Here is a 14,574-nt window from a genome sequence, read left to right as displayed (position 1 = left end):
GGCCCTCTCGTGCCCCTCACCCGACGCGCGTTCACCCTCGGCGCCCTGTCCGCCGCTGCCGCCGCCTCCGGCACGCTCAGCCTGCCCCGCGGCGCGCTCGCCGCGCCGAACACCGCCTACGCCATGGCCTACTTCACCGAGACGCCGAACGGCCTCGGCGCCGACTACGGCCTGCACCTGGCCGTCAGCCGGGACGCCCTGAACTGGACCCCGCTGAACCAGAACAACCCGGTGGTCACCCCGACCGCCGGGCAGCTCGGCCTGCGCGACCCGTTCGTGCTGCGCAGGACCGACGGCACCTTCGTGGTGCTGGCCACCGACCTCAAGGGCACCAACTGGGGGCTGACCAGCCAGTACCTGCACGTGTGGGACTCCACCGACCTGACCGCGTTCACCGGCTACCGGCGCATCCGGATGCACACGCTCGACACCCACACGTGGGCGCCCACAGCGTTCTGGGACGCCGCCCGCGGGCAGTACGCCATCGTCTACTCCGCCAACAACGGCCGGGACGTGTTCCTGGTCAACCACACGAGCGACTTCCGCACCGTCAGCGCGCCGCAGGTCTACTTCAGCCCGGGCTTCGGCGTGCTCGATGGCGACGTGGTGGTCGACGGCGGCACCACGTACCTCTACTACAAGAACCTCGACGACGGCTACCTGTACGGCGCCCGGTCCGCCACCGGCGCGCCGAACAGCTTCACCACGTACACCAGCGGGTTGCGGCAGGGCAACGCGATCGAGGCGCCGCTGCTGCTGCGCACGAACGAGGGCGGCTGGCGGCTGTGGGGTGACTCGTTCAGCCCGGTCAACAACGACTACTACGCCTGGTCCACCACGACCATCTCGGGCAACTCGTGGACGCCGCTGAACCAGCGCGACTACACCCCGCCGCTGAACTCCAAGCACGGCTCGATGATCGGCATCAGCGACGCCGAGTACGCCGGGATGGTCAACCGCTGGGGCACGCCGAACTGGGTGCGGCTCAAGTCGTCGAACCTGCCCGACCGCTACGTCCGGCACGCCGACCGGATCGCCCGCGTCGACGCGTACCCGTTCGACCCCTACCAGGACCAGATGTGGCGCATGGTCCCCGGCCTGGCCGACTACGCCGGCGTCTCGTTCGAGTCGGTCAACTACCCCGGCAACTACCTGCGGCACTACGACTACGCGGTGCGGCTGGACCCGAACGACGGCACCGCCACGTTCCGCGCCGACGCCACCTTCCACCGCACCGCCGGCCTGGCGGACAGCACCTGGTCGTCGTTCCGCTCGCACAACTTCCCCACCCGCTACCTGCGGCACTACGACTACCGGCTGCGCATCGACCCGCTCGGCGCCGGCTCACCCGCGATCGACAGGCAGGACGCCACCTTCCGGGTCACCGCGTAACCGTCCCACCACCACCGTCCCCCCACCACCACCGTCCCCCGCCACGGAGGCCGTCATGCCCGCTCCCCTGGTGAACCGCCGATTCCTCCTGCGCACGACCGCCGCGACAGCCGTCGCGGCCACCGCCGGCGCCGCCGCCGGGTCCGTCTCCGCAGGCGGTACGGCACACGCCGCGCTGCCACCGGCCCGCCCCGACATCGGCGTGTCCGCGTACGCGTTCGACAGCGGCCAGGTACGGCTGACCGCCGGCCGCTGGCAGGACAACCAGAACCGTACGGTCGCCTACCTGCGCTTCGTCGACGTGAACCGGCTGCTCTACAACTTCCGGGCCAACCACCGCCTGTCCACCGGCGGAGCCGCCGCCAACGGCGGCTGGGACGCGCCGAACTTCCCGTTCCGCACCCACATGCAGGGCCACTTCCTGACCGCCTGGGCGCAGGCGTGGGCGGTGCTCGGCGACACCACCTGCCGGGACAAGGCGCTCACCATGGTCGTCGAACTGGCCCGCTGCCAGGCCAACAACGGCGCGGCCGGGTTCAGCACCGGCTACCTGTCCGGCTTCCCGGAGTCCGACTTCACCGCGCTGGAGGCCCGGACGCTCAGCAACGGCAACGTCCCCTACTACTGCATCCACAAGACACTCGCCGGGCTGCTGGACGTGTGGCGGCTGATCGGCAGCACCCAGGCCCGGGACGTGCTGCTGGCACTGGCCGGCTGGGTCGACCAGCGCACCGGCCGGCTCACCTCGGCCCAGATGCAGGCGATGCTCGGCACCGAGTTCGGCGGCATGAACGCGGTGCTGACCGACCTCTACCAGCAGACCGGCGACGGGCGGTGGCTGACCGTCGCGCAGCGGTTCGACCACGCCGCCGTGTTCAACCCGCTCGCCGCCAACTCCGACCAGCTCAACGGGCTGCACGCCAACACGCAGGTGCCCAAGTGGATCGGCGCGGCCCGGGAGTACAAGGCCACCGGCGTCACCCGCTACCGGGACATCGCCGCGAACGCGTGGGCCATCACGGTCGGCGCGCACACGTACGCCATCGGCGGCAACAGCCAGGCCGAGCACTTCCGCGCGCCGAACGCGATCGCCGGGTACCTGCGCACCGACACGTGCGAGGCGTGCAACACGTACAACATGCTCAAGCTGACCCGGGAGCTGTGGCAGCTCGACCCGGACCGGGTCGCGTACGCCGACTTCTACGAGCGCGCGCTGCTCAACCACATGATCGGCCAGCAGAACCCGGCCGACGCGCACGGCCACGTCACGTACTTCACCCCGCTCAACCCGGGCGGGCGGCGCGGTGTCGGCCCGGCGTGGGGCGGCGGCACGTGGAGCACCGACTACAACTCGTTCTGGTGCTGCCAGGGCACCGGGCTGGAGACCAACACGACGCTTGCGGACGCGATCTACTTCCACAACGGCACCACGCTGACCGTCAACCTGTTCGTCCCGTCGGTGCTCACCTGGAGCCAGCGCGGCATCACCGTCACGCAGGCCACGTCGTACCCGGTCGGCGACACCACGACGCTCACCGTCACCGGCTCGGCGGCCGGGTCGTGGACGATGCGGATCCGGATCCCGGCGTGGACCAGCGGGGCGAGCGTCAGCGTCAACGGCGTCGCGGCGGGCATCGCCGCCACGCCGGGCAGCTACGCCGTCCTGACCCGGGCCTGGACGTCCGGCGACACGGTCACGGTCCGGCTGCCGATGCGGGTCGCCACGGTGGCCGCCAACGACGACGCCGCGGTGCAGGCCGTCACGTACGGGCCGGTGGTGCTCTCCGGCAACTACGGCAACACCACGTTGAGCGGCCTGCCGACGCTGGATCCCGCCTCGGTCACCCGTACCGGCACGGGCAGTCTCGCGTTCACCGCCCGGGCCGACGGCTCCACTGTCAACCTCGGCCCGTTCTACGACGCCCACGGGCACAACTACACGGTCTACTGGCGGGTCGGCGCGGGCGGTGGCGGCGGTGAGGCGAGTTTCCGGCTCGTCAACGCGGCGAGCGGGCTGGTGCTCGGCATCCAGAACATGTCCACCGCCGACGGCGGGCTCGCGCTGCAGTGGGGCGACACCGGCACCGCCGACCACGACTGGCAGCTTGTGGTCGACGGGTCGGCGCTGCGGCTGCGCAACGTCAACAGCGGCAAGGTGCTGGGGGTGGAGAACATGTCCACCGCCGACGGCGCCCGGATCCTTCAGTGGGCGGACAACGGCACCGCCGACCACCTGTGGACCGTGGTCGACGTCGGCGACGGCAGCCACAAGCTGCGCAACGTGCACACCGGCAAGCTGCTCGGCATCTCCGGCGGCTCGGCCGCGCAGGGCGCGTTCGCCGTGCAGGACCCGGACAACGGCAGCCCGGACAACCAGTGGCGGTTCCTGCCCAACGGCGCGCGGCGGATCCAGAACCTCGGCAGCGGGCTGGTGCTCGGCGTGCAGGACATGTCCACCGCCGACGGCGGGCCGGTCATCCAGTGGGGCGACACCGGCACCGCCGACCACCTCTGGACCGCGCTCGTGGACACCGGCGGCTACCTGCGGCTGCGCAACGGCAACAGCGGCAAGGTACTCGGCGTCGAGGGTGGTTCGACAGCGGCGGGCGCCCGGATCGTCCAGTGGGCCGACAACGGCACCGCCGACCACAGGTGGCGGCTGCGGCACGGCGGAGGTGGCTGGTTCCGGATCCAGTGCGCGAACGGGGGGCGGGTGCTCGGGCTCAGCGGCGGTTCCGGCGCCCAGGGCGCGCAGGCGGTCCTCGCCGACGACACCGGGGCCGCGCACCAGCGCTGGCGGTTCCTCTGATCACCCGTGACGGCGGGCGCGGATCATGGTCGCCACCAGCGCCGGATGGTCAGTCGTCCCGCGCATGTCCACCGCGCGGCGGCAGCAGACCGTCACGCCGCCGGACGCCATGATCTGCTGCCGGGCGCCGTCGTCGATCCGCCGGTAGCCCACCGGCACGCACGAGCGGACGTCCGGGGTGCCACCGGCCCGCAGGTTGAGGTCACCGCCGAGGACTGTCGGCCCGCTCCCGGCGTCGCCCCGGGTCCCCGGCACCACCGCGCCGAGCAACTGCCCGCACTGGGCCAGCGCCACCTGGCCGCTGGTGTTCGCCAGGTGAGTGGTGCAGGCGTGCAGCCCGTCGCCCCGGACGCAGAGCCAGACCCGCTCCTCCGGGTCCGCGAGGTCCTGCGCCGGGTAGGTGCCCCGGTGCACAGACGACCGCGCGTCCCGGCCGTCGAGGCGGGTCAGCAGCCCGATCCCGTACGGCTCGCCGTTGTTGCACCGGGTGGGACCGCCGGAGGGGCGGTCACCGGCGGCCTGGAACGCGGACACCACGGTGCCGCCGGCGCGGGCGGCCCGCAGCGTGCGCTCCAGCGTCACCACGTCGTCGCGGCAGATCTCGTTGAGCGTGACCACGTCGGGCGCCTCGGCGGCGATCACGTCGGCGGCCCGCGGGACGGCCCGGCCGGTGTAGCAGCCGGCCCGGCCACTGTTGCACAGGTTCATCTGGAGCACCCGCAGCGTTCCCGAGCCGGTGGCGCCGCCGGTCGAGGATCCAGCGGGCAGCCCGGCCACGACGAGCAGGCACACCACTGCCAGCACCCGGCGGGCACGCCGGGTGAGGTGGGTGGCCGGCTGCGGGGACAGCGGGGCTCCAACGGGTACGGGCGGCGGCGGGCGCGGGTGATCCTATCCCCGGAGCGCCGCCGTCGCCGCCCGGCGCGGCCTACCTCGGTACGGCCCGGAACCACGCCTCCCGGTCGTCCGGGTCGGGCCCGCGCCGGGGCAGTGCCGGCGGCTCCTCGCCGGTGACCGGCGCGTAGTGGTCGAAGGTGGTGGTCAGGACCGCCTCGCCACCGGTGAGGTCGGGCAGGGCGGCGACGACCCGCGGCACCCGGGCGGACGGCAGGGTGCCGCTCACCTCCAGGTAGCCGCCCGCGACGGCGGTGTCGTGGACTACCGCGCCGAGCCGGCCGAGCAGCGCCAGCACCGTCTCCACCGCGTGCCGGGGAAGGTTGACGTCGAACCGTTCGATCGGCTGGCACACCCGCGTACCGGCCTGCCGCAGCGCGGCGGCGACCACGACCGGGGCGAGGCTGCGGAAGTCCGCCGCCACCGTCGAGATCGACTTGTCGAACTTCTGGTGCGGCCTGCTCTGCCGGGGCCAGTACCGGGACGCCGTCATGGTGACCGTGCAGTCGGTGACCGGCCAGCCGTGCCGGCCCTGCCGCAGCGCGGCCCGTACGCCCTCCTCGGTGGCCGCGACGAACGCCGGGGGCAGCCGGCCCGGCTCGATCCCGGGCCGGAACCCGATGCCGTGCCCGGCCGGTGCGGCCTCGATGCGCAACCCCAGCCCGGCCAGGTACGGGTTGCCGCGTTCCCGTACCCGCTCCTCGGCGGTACCCGTGCCGGCGACCCGTTCGATGCAGGCGGTGAGCGTGCCGGAGAACCGCACCCGGATGCCGTACCGGTCCTCCATCAGGGCGGCGAGGACCTCCTTCTGGACCTCGCCGTGCAGGCGGATCACCGCCTCCGCCTGCTGCTCGTCGAGGCGCAGGTCCACCAGCGGGTCCTCGTCGGCCAGTTCGGCCAGGCCAGCGAACATCGCCAGGCGCTGCGCCGGGTCGACCGGCTCGACGACCGCCTGCCGGGTCGGTGGCGGGAACCGGTAGGCGTGCCGCCGTGGCGGGTCGCCGATGTGCTGGCCGATCCGGGCGGACACGCCGCGTACCGCCGCGATCTGCCCGGCGGAGACCGACCGGCGCACCAGCACGCCGGCAGGCTCGATGACGGCGATCTCGGTCACCGGCTCCGGCCGGCCGTCGCCGAGCCGCACCCGGTCCCGCACCCGCAGGCGCCCGGACCACAGCCGCAGCCAGACGCGCCGGCCGTGCCCGTCCCGGTCGACGGCGAAGACCGTGCCCGCCGGCGGTCCGTCCCGCGCCTCGCCGTACGGCAGCAGGTCGGCCAGGACGTCGCACAGCCGGCGTACCCCGGCGCCGGTGATGGCCGAGCCGCACACCGCCGGGACCAGGTCGGCGCGGCGTACCGCGCGTCGCAGCGCCCGGCGGACGTCGCGTACGCGGACCGGCCGGTCGGTCAGCCAGCGCGCCGCCACCGCGTCGTCGACCTCCGCCACCTCGGCCACCACCGGCTCGGCGTCGAGGTCCACGGCGTGCACCCGGGCCTCGCGTGTGCCCTGGCCGGTGACAGTGCCGAGCAGGACCGGACGCGCGCCGAGCCGCTGCCGTACCTGGGCCGTCACCCGGTCCACGTCGGCGCCGCCGCGGTCGACCTTGTTGAAGAAGAACACAGTCGGTACGCCGATGCGGCGCAGCGCCCGCCAGATGGCGACTGTCTGCGGCTGGACGCCCTCCACGCTCGACACCACGAGCACGGCCGCGTCGAGGACGGCCAGGGAGCGTTCGACCTCCGCGATGAAGTCGGGGTGGCCGGGGGTGTCCAGCAGGTTGATGCCGAGGTCGCCGATGGTGATCGACGTGACGGCCGCCCGGATGGTGATGCCGCGGCGGCGTTCCAGCTCCGTCGAGTCGGTCCGGGTCGTGCCGGCGTCGACGCTGCCCGGCTCGGCCACGGCGCCCGCCTCGTAGAGCAGGCGTTCGGTCAGGCTGGTCTTTCCGGCGTCAACATGCGCGACGATTCCGAGGTTCAACAGGGCCAAGGCGGAGCTCCACGGTAGGACGGGCAAGGGTCCGAAGCGTGGAAGCTGCTCGCATTGTCTCTCCTGGTGACAGTCGTGGTGGCGGCGCTCGCCGCCGGTGTGCAGTCCTACCTTGCCCGTCCGTCGCGATCGTCACCACCGAATTCGGTCCGGCTCAGCGCACGGACGCGGCCGTACTCGGCCAGGGCGTGGAAGGCGGCCTTGGGCGTCCACGAGCCGTCCGGCAGCACGCGCACGATCCCCCGTGACGCCAGGTCGTAGTCGTGCTCGGGGTCGCCGGTGGTCGGCAGGTGCCGGTTCGCGAACGTGTACGCGAACGCCGCCTCCACCCCGCCGGCCTCGTAGTCGCGCAGCAGGTCGACGAGGTAGCGTGCCTGGCCCTCCTCGTCGCGCTCCAGCTCCGCGGTGAGCTTCGCCGCACGGCCGTGCTCGTCGTAGACCACCGGCTCGGTCGCGCCCGCGACGTCGGCCGCGCCGCGGAACGTGCAGCAGCCGAACTCGGTCGCCGCGTACGGCTTGCCCTGCCCCACGGCAGCCGCCAGGGACTGCGGGAACGCCGCGGAGTTGGTCGCGTCGCGGTAGCCGGCGTCGCTGGCGATGATGTCGAAGGCCGCCCAGTCGACGTCCTCCAGCGGGATCGAGGCGTATCCGACGGGACCGCCGAAGCGCTCCCGCACCGCGGGTACCGCTTCGGCGAGGAAGTCGCGCACCGCGGCCCGCGCGGCCGGGACCGCCTCCCGCATCCGCATCGGGTCGGTGAACAGCGCCATGCGCTCGGTCAGGTCACGGCCGGGCAGGAAACCGTCGGTGAACAGGGAGATCTCGGAACCGGTGAGATAGACGACCGGTGCGCCGTCACGCCGCAGCCGCTCGGCCCGCTCGGCGCCGTCGAGCAGGAACGCCATGAGGCCGTCGCGGTCCAGGCCGTTGGTGAACGGGCAGTACCACACCTCCAACCCCGCCTCGGCCGCCAGCCGCGCGGTCAGCTCCAGCCGGTCCGGTACGCCGCCGGTGACGCGGACCGCGTCGCACCGCAGCTCGTCGCGGATGACACGCAGGTCGCTGCGCACGACGCCGGGGTCGAACGGCTCGTGGGTGGTGGATCCGGCGCTCACGAAGCCGGTGTCGTAGTTCATGCCAAAGACGCGCATCGCTCACTCCCCGCTTCAGTAGGGTACGCGTCGTACCCTATAAGGTACGACGCGTACCCTGCAAGCATGAGCAGGAGGCGACGGGGCGAGGAACTGGAACAGGCGATCCTGCGAGCCGCGGCGGAGGAACTGCGCGAGTCCGGCTACGCGGGGATGACGATGGACCGGGTCGCCGCGCGTGCCGGAACCAACAAGAACGCCATCTACCGCCGATGGCCGCACCGGGCGGCGCTGGGCATCGCGGCGTACCGCCACCTGTCCGACGACGCCATGCCGAACCCGGACACGGGCACGCTGCGAGGTGACGCGCTGGAGATGCTCCGGCTCGCAAACGAGACGTGGTCGTCGCCGCACGGGGCCGTCCTGCGCGGCCTGCTCGCCGCCGCGGCCGACGATCCGGAGCTGCTCACGCTCATGCGCGAACGATCCGGCGCGGACACCATGGACCGCGCGTGGATCGGGATGCTGGAACGGGCCGCCGCCCGGGGCGAGGCGCCGGCGGCGGCCGTCCGTCACCGGGTGGCGACGGTACCGATGATGCTGCTGCGCGCCGAGTACGCGATGCGCGGCGTCCCGTCCGCCCCCGACGAGGTGCTGGTCGAGATCGTGGACGAGGTGTTCCTGCCCCTGGTACGCGGTCACGGCTGACGCCACCGTTCAGCGGCGGGCCGTCCGGCGCCGGATCCGCCAGACCCGCAGCGCCACGACGACGCCGATCAGGGCCAGCAGGGCCCACTCCCCGATGCCCAGTTCCCGTTCCAGATAGCGGTATGAGGCGGCGCCCAGGTAGCCCAGCAGCGCCACGGCCGTCGCCCACACCAGCCCGCCGGCCAGGTTCGCCCGGAGGAACACCGGCCACCGCATCCCACCGGTGCCGGCGATCAGGGGGACCACGGCGCGCAGCACCGCCACCCAACGTCCGATGAGCACCGCCCACGCCCCGCGCCGGGCGACCAGGCGGCGGGCCCGCGCGATGTCGAGGCGCCGGCGCAGCACCCGTGGAGCGCGGGCGAGCACACCCGGGCCGTACCGGCGGCCGAGGGCGTACCCGGCCTGGTCACCGAGGCAGGCCCCGGCCGCCCCGGCGGCCACCACCGCCCACAGCGGCAGCGCGCCACCGTGGGCCACCAGCCCGCCGATCAGGATCGCTGTCTCACCCGGTACGACGAGCCCGAGCAGCGTCGAGGACTCCAGCGCCGGCAGGACGAACACCAGCGTCAGGACGAGGACCGGCGGCAGCGCGGCGAGCGCCTCCACCACCTTGTCCACCACCCGCTGATTGTCGCCCCGGAACGGGTCGGCCGGTGGCGAACGAGACCGACGTGGATCAGGCGCAGCCACGAGGTCATCCGTTCGTCGCATCAGATCCCTGGCTCTGCCCGGGCCGGACGGGGAACCGCACGCCGGTGAGGTCCTCGGACACGGCCCAGAGCCGCTGCTGGACGGCCGCCTCGTACGACTGCGGGCTGGAGGTGACGAGCCGGGGGTGGCCCTTGACCTCGTGGCGTCCTCCGGGACCGTAGTACTCGGCCGTACGGGCCTCGAAGTGCAGGTCGTCGAAGTGGATCGCGGCGCGGATGCGGTGGCGGGTGCCGAACTGGAGCTCGAAGTCGTTGCGGGTGGTCCTCCTCGGCGTGCTGCCCCGCGACTGACCGGCTGCCCCGCGGACCGCACGCCCGCGGGGCCGGCCGGATCGTCAGCACCAGGTCAGCGTCGAGTTGACGCGCGTGACGTTGCTGATCGTGTTGTTCGCCCCGCCGCACGGGTTCTGGGTGATGTTGGTGTTGGTGACCGTCAGGTTCTGGAAGCGGATGCCGGAGGAGATCGGGAACTCGGTCCGCGAGGCGATCCGCACCTCGCCACCGCCGGTCACCGTGCCGGACACCCCGGCGATGGTGACGTTGTAGCAGTTCTCCACCAGGATCGAGTTGTTGCCGGTGTTCGAGATGGTCACCCGGTCGATGACCGCGCCGCCGGACTCCGAGACGCAGAAGATCCCCCGGCCGCCGCCGGACGCGATCACCGTGCCGACCCGGATGTTCGTCGGGTACGAGCTGCCGATCCGGCCGTTGCGGTTGGCCATCCGGAACGCCGCGTACCCGGTCCCGGTGCCGGCGCCCTGCGCGTCGACAGTGCCCACCGTGGCGTTGATCGTGTCGTTGAGCAGCAGGCCGGAGTAGCCGGTGTTGCGCGCGGTGACGGTGCCGATGGTCAGGCCGTCCACGCCGTACGTCTCCACGCCGTGCGCGCCCGTGCCCGACACGTACACGGTGTCGATGCGCACGTTGCGCACCTTGACCGCCCGGTCACCCCCGTGGTTGTCGATCCGCACCCCCAGGCCGCCGGACAGCCGCATGTCGATCTGCCCGAGCGTCAGATTGTTCACGTTGCGCATGAAGATCCCGTACAGCGGCGCCCCGGTGAGGGTCAGGTTCTGCACCTCGACGTCGGTGGTCCCGCGCGAGTAGACGGGCGCGTAGTCGCCCGATCCCGAGCCGGTCACGTTCATCGTGCCGCAGACCGCAAGCGTCGTGTACGACGGCAGCGACAACCGCGACCCCGCGCTCATCGACCCGGAGCCACGCATCACCACCCGCTGCTTGGCGGTCCGGCCGGCCGAGAGCGAGTTCACCGCGGCCTGCATCGCGGCGAGCATGTCCCCGCCCGAGTACACCGTCGACGACCCGTTGCGGGCCGTCCAGGTGCCGCCGTTGAGCACCGCCTCGGCCTGGTAGGAGCCGCTGCCGCACCCGGTGGGCGGCGGCGCGGTCGTCGGTGTGCCGCCGGTGCCCACCCGGACCATCTGCCACTGCTGGTTGGTGCCGTTGAGATCGGCGTACTGACTGACCCGGGCGCCGTCGGCGGTCGACCTCTCCCAGACCTCCAGGGCCTTCCCGGAGTGCCTGTTGATCAGCCGGATGTAGCCGCTGTCCGAGTCGCGCACCTGGAACTGCTGGTTGGCGGCGTCGAGGTCGGGCCACTGCCGGTACTCCGCGCCGTCGGCGACGTTCCACTCCCACAGGTCCACCACCTTGCCGCTGTGGCGGGCCCGGAGGCGGTAGTAGCCGCTGCCGGAGGAGACGAACTGGAACTGCTGCCATTCGCCGTCGTTGCGGGACCACTGCTGGATCGCCGCGCCGTCGCCGGTCGAGGTGTCCCGGACGTCGAGGACCTTGCCGCTGTTGCGGTTGACGAGCACGTACCAGGCGCTCGTGTCGATGGTGGCCGCCCGCGCCGACGGCGCGGCCACGACTGCCATGCCGGCCGCGGCGGCCAGCGCCGCCACCAGGGCCGATGCCATGCCGGCCCGCCGGACCCGGCGGGTGCCGGGCGGCGACGCCACTGCGGGGTTGAGCATCGTTCGACCTCCGAGAAGGGGGTACGCCGGGTGCGGCGCAGCGGTTGTCGGGCGCCTATTCCAGGTGGAAGGTGGCCGCGGCCCGGTCCGCGTCGGCGGCCACCGTTTCGAGCTGGAGCAGGCCGTCCCGGTGGCGGACGTACCGGCCGGGGTAGTTCTGCGATTCGAGGGAGAGCCCGTCGGCCGCGGCCAGGCCGGCGCGGCGCTGGAAGCTCGCGTCGTTGTCGAACAGGGCCGAGCCGTCGTCGCGTTCGACGTAGAGCGCGAAGGCCCGGTGCCGCAGGTAGTAGCCGGGGAAGTTCGTCGACTCCAGCGACACCGATCCGGCGCCGGCGAGGCCGGGGACGATACGGAACTGCGAGTCGGCGAGGTTCGTGACGTTCGGCTCGACCCGGGCCCGGTAGTCGTAGTGCCGGACGTAGGCGGCCGGGAGGTCGTGCGAGCGCAACCGGACCGGGGTGATCCCGTCGGGGACGGGGATACCGAGGTTCGGGGTGCCGTCGGCGTTCCAGTACAGCTTCTGGATCCGGGTCCGCCGGTTCGGGTCGTTGAGCGGATCACCGCTGATGTCCCGGTAGTTGCGGTCGTGGTAGACCAGGATGTCGCTCTGCCCGTCCTCGGAGACGGTGAACGAGTTGTGGCCGGGGCCGTACTGGCCGGTGGCGGCGTTGCTCGCGAACACCGGGGTCGGGCTCTTGCTCCAGGAGGCGGGGTCGAGCAGGTTCGCGCCGGCCGACGCGGTGAGCATGCCGAGGCAGTAGTTCGCGTCGGTGGCGCTGGCCGAGTACGTGAGGAAGACCCGGCCGTTGCGCTGGATCACCGTCGGCCCTTCGGCGACGCGGTAACCGCGGGTCTCCCAGTCGTACGCCGGCACGACCAGCCGGGCCACCGGGCCGGTGATCTGCCACGGTTCGGCGCCCATCCGGGCGAGGTAGACGTTGGAGTTGGTGACGATGCCCGGTTCCTGCTGGGCCCAGGTCAGGTACCGCACCCCGTTCACCACGAACGTCGAGGCGTCCAGGCTGAACGTGTCCCACGGCGTGGTGATCCGGCCGCGTTCGGTCCACGAGCCGGTCAGCGGGTTGGCGCTCGCGTTCTCCAGCACGTACATCCGGATGCGCCACACGTCGTCGGTCCGTCCGGCGGCGAAGTAGACGTACCATCTGCCGTTCATGAAGTGGATCTCCGGAGCCCAGATGTGGGCGCCCATCTCGCCGCTGGTGTGCCGGCGCCAGATCGTCGTCTCGGTGGCGGTGGCGAGCCCCTGCAGCGTGGTGGCCCGCCGGAGCACGATCCGGTCGTACTGCGGCACCGTCGCGGTCATGTAGTAGTAGCCGTCGGTATGCCTGATGATGTGCGGGTCGGCGCGCTGGTTGACAAGCGGGTTGGTGTAGCTCACCGCGGGCGCGGCCTGCGCGGGGCCGGGCACGGCGAGGCCGGCCGAGGTGGTGAGCAGCGCGAGCGCCGCGGCCAGGATCGGGCGGAGAAGGTGCCGAGGCGACATACGGGCCCTCCCAGGTGGCCGGTTCAGTACACGTAGGGCCAGGCAGCGGCGTCGTAGCCGATGCGGTTGACGCCGAGCAGCGACGCGCCGTCGTCGGCGTAGTAGTGGTAGAAGAGGACGTCGCCGTCGGTGTCGGCGAGGACCGCCTGGTGGCCAGGGCCGTGCACGCTGCCGTGCGAGGCCAGGATCTGCGTACCGCCCCCGGCGAGCATGTCCCGGCCCGCGCGGTCCACGAACGGCCCGGTGGGGCTCGCCGAACGACCGACCATGATCCGGTACGTGCTGGCGGCGCCCTGGCAGCATCTGTCGAACGAGACGTACAGGTAGTACCAGGAGCCACGCTTGACCAGGACCGGCGCCTCGATGCCGGGGCCGTAGGCGGCCACGCTGTGCATGGTGCTGCCGAGCCGGCGCCCGGTGGCCGGGTCGATCGGGATCATCTTGATGCCGGACCAGAACGAGCCGAAGCTGAGCCACCAGCGGCCCTGGTCGTCGACGATGAGGTTCGGGTCGATGGCGTTGAACTCGTCGGTGGTCCGCGACTCGACGACCAGCCCTTCGTGCGTCCAGCTCCCGGCGTTGCCGGTGGTGCTGGTCGCCAGGAAGATCGCCGAGCGGTTGGAACCGAACGTCGACGCCGAGTAGTACAGGTAGTAGCGCCCGTTGCGGTACGACAGGTCCGGCGCCCACAGGTTGCGCGATCCCCCGGTGTACGTGGTGGTCCACGGCGCGCCACCGGGGAAGACGGCGCCCGCGTTGCGGAAGGCGATCCGGTCGGCGGAGGTCTTCAGCGCGATGCCGTCACCGGTGTGCGCGACGAGGTAGGTGCCGTCGGGTCGCTTGACCGCCGTCGGGTCGTGGACGCCGATGTCCCCGGTCACCCGGCCGGGCTGCGGGTAGGCGGGCGCCGGGGTGGTGGGTGTGCCGCCGCCCAGCCGGATCAGCTGCCACTGCTGGTTGGCGCCGTCGAGATCGGTGTAGCCGGCCAGCCGCCCACCGTCGGCGGTGGACCACTGCCACACGTCGACGACCTTGCCCCACTGCCTGTTCACGAACCGCACGAACCCGCCCGCGGAGTCCTGCAACCGGAACTGCTGGGTGGCCGACGACCGGTCGGTGCTCTGCACGAGCTGGGTGCCGTCGCCGCCGGCCGGCAACTCCAGCACCTTCCCGCTGTGCCGGGACCGCACCTTGTAGAACCCGCCGCCGGCGTCCACGAACTGCCACTGCTGCACGGCGAGGTCGTTGCGCGTCCACTGGTTCACCGGCGCGCTCTCGGCCGTCGACCAGTCGTACAGGTCCATCGCCTTGCCGCTGTGCCGGTTCACGAGCACGTACGAGGCGGACGTGTCGACTGTCGCCGCCGACGCCGGGGGCATCCCGGCCGCCACCCCCGCGGCGAGGACGGCCGCCGCCGAGACCACGACCGCGGCCGTACGCGTCGTCCGAGCGGTCCCTGTCACCGAGAACCTCCTG

The 14,574-nt window shown here is 72.5% G+C and carries 10 protein-coding genes; 3 read left to right on the top strand and 7 right to left on the bottom strand.

Going from position 1 to position 14,574, the window contains the following annotated elements:
* Nucleotides 1–9: 9 nt before the first annotated feature.
* Together CLT75_RS04125 and CLT75_RS04120 are read left to right on the top strand one after the other, a co-directional pair.
* A complete protein-coding gene (locus CLT75_RS04125; protein ID WP_135239546.1) occupies nt 10–1,392 on the top strand; it encodes a glycoside hydrolase family 43 protein in 1,383 nt (460 codons plus the stop codon).
* A gap of 55 nt (nt 1,393–1,447) precedes the next feature.
* Nucleotides 1,448–4,201: a beta-L-arabinofuranosidase domain-containing protein gene (locus tag CLT75_RS04120; RefSeq protein ID WP_135239545.1), complete on the top strand. Its 2,754-nt coding sequence runs from the start codon at nt 1,448–1,450 to the stop codon at nt 4,199–4,201.
* Here the strand turns inward: CLT75_RS04120 and CLT75_RS04115 are convergent, their stop codons facing one another.
* The 3 genes from CLT75_RS04115 to CLT75_RS04105 all read right to left on the bottom strand — a co-directional run bounded on the left by CLT75_RS04115 (nt 4,202) and on the right by CLT75_RS04105 (nt 8,236).
* Nucleotides 4,202–5,005 carry an endonuclease/exonuclease/phosphatase family protein gene (locus CLT75_RS04115; RefSeq protein ID WP_135239544.1) on the bottom strand — a complete coding sequence of 268 codons (804 nt, stop codon included), beginning with the start codon at nt 5,003–5,005 and terminating at the stop codon, nt 4,202–4,204. It lies immediately after the preceding gene.
* Nucleotides 5,006–5,129: 124 nt separating this feature from the next.
* Nucleotides 5,130–7,085, bottom strand: coding sequence for an elongation factor G (locus CLT75_RS04110; RefSeq protein ID WP_135239543.1), 1,956 nt, complete (start codon nt 7,083–7,085; stop codon nt 5,130–5,132).
* Nucleotides 7,086–7,192: 107 nt separating this feature from the next.
* Complete coding sequence (locus CLT75_RS04105; RefSeq protein ID WP_135239542.1) at nt 7,193–8,236, bottom strand: glycoside hydrolase family 113 protein; 1,044 nt, start codon at nt 8,234–8,236, stop codon at nt 7,193–7,195.
* 66 nt (nt 8,237–8,302) lie between these two features.
* Here CLT75_RS04105 and CLT75_RS04100 point away from each other — a divergent pair, with 66 nt between their 5' ends.
* The gene (locus CLT75_RS04100; RefSeq protein ID WP_135239541.1) at nt 8,303–8,884 is read left to right on the top strand and encodes a TetR/AcrR family transcriptional regulator; all 582 of its coding nucleotides are present in this window, start codon (nt 8,303–8,305) and stop codon (nt 8,882–8,884) included.
* 9 nt (nt 8,885–8,893) lie between these two features.
* Here the strand turns inward: CLT75_RS04100 and CLT75_RS04095 are convergent, their stop codons facing one another.
* The 4 genes from CLT75_RS04095 to CLT75_RS04075 all read right to left on the bottom strand — a co-directional run bounded on the left by CLT75_RS04095 (nt 8,894) and on the right by CLT75_RS04075 (nt 14,561).
* The gene (locus CLT75_RS04095; RefSeq protein WP_167796867.1) at nt 8,894–9,508 is read right to left on the bottom strand and encodes a DedA family protein; all 615 of its coding nucleotides are present in this window, start codon (nt 9,506–9,508) and stop codon (nt 8,894–8,896) included.
* A 424-nt stretch (nt 9,509–9,932) separates the two neighbouring features.
* A complete protein-coding gene (locus CLT75_RS04085; protein WP_135239539.1) occupies nt 9,933–11,594 on the bottom strand; it encodes an RICIN domain-containing protein in 1,662 nt (553 codons plus the stop codon).
* A gap of 55 nt (nt 11,595–11,649) precedes the next feature.
* Entirely contained in the window at nt 11,650–13,098 is a 1,449-nt protein-coding gene (locus CLT75_RS04080; protein ID WP_135239538.1) for a family 43 glycosylhydrolase, read from the bottom strand.
* A gap of 23 nt (nt 13,099–13,121) precedes the next feature.
* Complete coding sequence (locus CLT75_RS04075) at nt 13,122–14,561, bottom strand: family 43 glycosylhydrolase (protein WP_135239537.1); 1,440 nt, start codon at nt 14,559–14,561, stop codon at nt 13,122–13,124.
* Nucleotides 14,562–14,574 lie beyond the last annotated feature (13 nt).

Source organism: Micromonospora sp. CNZ285, from assembly GCF_004637285.1.
The sequence above is the reverse complement of the archived record's forward strand: the minus strand, read 5'-3'. Positions and strand labels throughout refer to the sequence as shown.

What these genes read in the sequence shown, in the direction of transcription:
- CLT75_RS04120 (WP_135239545.1), top strand. Translation starts at nt 1,448, where the DNA reads ATGCCCGCTCCCCTGGTGAACCGCCGATTCCTCCTGCGCACGACCGCC.
- CLT75_RS04105 (WP_135239542.1), bottom strand. Translation starts at nt 8,236, where the DNA reads ATGCGCGTCTTTGGCATGAACTACGACACCGGCTTCGTGAGCGCCGGA.
- CLT75_RS04100 (WP_135239541.1), top strand. Translation starts at nt 8,303, where the DNA reads ATGAGCAGGAGGCGACGGGGCGAGGAACTGGAACAGGCGATCCTGCGA.
- CLT75_RS04085 (WP_135239539.1), bottom strand. Translation starts at nt 11,594, where the DNA reads ATGCTCAACCCCGCAGTGGCGTCGCCGCCCGGCACCCGCCGGGTCCGG.
- CLT75_RS04080 (WP_135239538.1), bottom strand. Translation starts at nt 13,098, where the DNA reads ATGTCGCCTCGGCACCTTCTCCGCCCGATCCTGGCCGCGGCGCTCGCG.